Origin of the sequence: Amycolatopsis sp. NPDC051061 (assembly GCF_040682935.1) — a bacterium.
Classification (GTDB): domain Bacteria; phylum Actinomycetota; class Actinomycetes; order Mycobacteriales; family Pseudonocardiaceae; genus Amycolatopsis.
The window spans coordinates 1-2,429 of sequence record NZ_JBFBBZ010000129.1; the positions used below are offsets into that span (position 1 = coordinate 1).

1 protein-coding gene is annotated in these 2,429 nt (G+C 38.5%); it reads left to right on the forward strand.

The genetic code is table 11. The features are described 5' to 3' along the window. Positions 1-223 precede the first annotated feature (223 nt). Positions 224-2,086: a heavy metal translocating P-type ATPase gene (locus tag AB0N03_RS52115; protein WP_364388950.1), complete on the forward strand. Its 1,863-nt coding sequence runs from the start codon at positions 224-226 to the stop codon at positions 2,084-2,086. Positions 2,087-2,429: the final 343 nt, after the last annotated feature.

The window sequence follows — 2,429 nt, forward strand, 5'->3', positions numbered from 1 at the left end:
GACAGGAAACTGTCTTTTTTGTTTGCTTGGGGTCTGGGGCAAACGCCCAATTTTGGCAACTGCAGTTGCCAAAACTTTCCGCAGGAATCGTCAGACAGACCTTACCTTTATGTTAATAAAGTCTAGTAAGTTATACTTTTTATTTTCTTGATAGTTATCAATTTTTATCTATAAGGGTAGCGCTATACTAGTATCATAAAGAAAATTAAAGGAAGTAGAAAATATGGCAAAAATAACACTGAACTTTCAAAAACGACTTCAACAACACAGTAATCACTTGGTTATCCTCTCAGCCATTTTCATTGTACTCGGATACCTTGGTAAATATGGTGTAAATCAAATATGGATTTGGAATTCGACAATGATTATTGCAAGTATTATCGGTTTTATACCTGTTGCAATTCATGCCTATCAAGCAATCAAAGTGAAACAAATTTCGATTGACCTGCTAGTTTCTATTGCAGTTATCGGTGCTTTGTTCATCGGTGAATATGAAGAATCAGCAATTGTCACTTTTCTCTTCGCTTTCGGTGGATTTTTGGAGAAAAAAACGCTTGAAAAAACGCGATCAAGTATCAAAGAACTCACGAATATGGCACCCAGCACAGCCCTATCTGCTGATGGCGAAGAAATGGACATTGATGAAGTTGAAATTGGCGACAAACTCTTAGTAAAAACCGGACGTCAAGTTCCTGTTGATGGTCGTATTTACCAAGGATCTGGCTATGTCAACGAAGCCAGTATCACAGGTGAATCACGTGAAATCAGAAAGGAAGCTGGTACCAAAGTTTTTGCAGGTTCTATCTTAGAAAACGGTACAATTTACGTAGAAGCAGAAAAAGTCGGCGAAGATACAACCTTTGGTAAAATTATTGAACTTGTCGAAGAAGCCCAAGATACCAAATCTCCTGCTGAGAAATTCATCGACCGCTTTGCTAAGTATTACACGCCAGCGGTACTTGTTATTGCAGCTATTACTTGGGTTTTTAGTCATAATCTAGAACTAGCCATCACGATTCTCGTACTTGGTTGCCCTGGTGCCCTCGTGATTGGTGCACCTGTTTCAAATGTTGCAGGAATCGGGAATGGTGCAAAAAGAGGCGTCCTTATCAAGGGAGGTGATGTTATGAATACCTTCAGTCACATTGATACGCTTCTGTTTGATAAGACGGGTACTCTGACGAAAGGCAATACAGAAGTTGTTGTTGTCAAAAATTATGGTGCTTCAAAAGAATTGATTGATGCAGTTGCTTCAGCAGAAAATGAATCTGATCACCCATTAGCAACGGCAGTTGTACGCATGATCGGAAAATTCAATCCTATCAAATTTGAAAAAACGGACGTTGTTAAAGGACAGGGAATCATCGCAGACAACCTATTGATTGGTAATGAAAAAATGATGGTGGTTAATCATATTACGATTTCTCCCGAGCAGAAACAGGACATCACAGAAATCACTGATTCAGGTGCATCAGTTGTTTTGGTCGCAGCTGATAACAGATTGCAACTAATTTATGGTATTGCGGACGAAATACGTTCTGGTGTCAAAGAATCCCTCGAAGAACTACGCCACGAAGGTATTTCTCGTATGATTATGCTGACTGGAGACAACGAGACAACAGCTAAAGCAGTCGCCGCCCAACTCGGCATCGATGAAGTACGTGCCAATCTCATGCCTGAAGAAAAAGCTGAAGTTGTCAAATCACTCAAAAACTCTGGTAAAAAAATTGCTTTTATCGGTGATGGTGTCAACGATTCTCCTAGTTTGGCACTTGCTAATATAGGTATCGCAATGGGTTCTGGTACTGATACTGCGATTGAAACGTCCGATATCGTGCTAATGAAGTCTAGTTTTGATGAACTTGTCCACGCATATGGTTTAAGTAAACGCACGGTTGCCAACATGACACAAAATATTGTGATTGCGATTGTAGTTGTGCTCTTTTTACTGGCTAGTCTAATCCTTGGAGGTACAGGCTTAGTACCTAGTTTCGTCAACATGGGAACAGGTATGTTCGTCCACGAAGCTAGTATCCTCATCGTCATTGTCAATGGCATGCGACTGATTAGGTATCGAGAGAAATAGAAGAATGGAAACAAACCAAAATTTACGCGGTTTGTTTTCTTTTTTTTTGAGAGGAATTAATTTTTTGGTATCAATAAATTTTATAATAACTTTATCAAAAATAATTTGATAAAATCATCGAGACATTTTCGATGGCTTCTAGAATCTTTACAATTAAAGTTTTCCTTGCTAATAGGGACGTTCAATACGAGATTGAATTTGAGGTCGTGAAGTAGACTATCGCAGGCAATGTAGCAAGTTAGGGATTTGAACTTATTTAAAAGCTTTGATAGCTATCTCAATATAACTTTTTTATAAAAATAGATAGTGAGTTCCAAATGACAATTATTTAAAAAAGGGAAAC

Excerpts from the sequence above, each read along its gene's own strand:
- AB0N03_RS52115 (WP_364388950.1), top strand. The coding sequence starts at position 224 with ATGGCAAAAATAACACTGAACTTTCAAAAACGACTTCAACAACACAGT.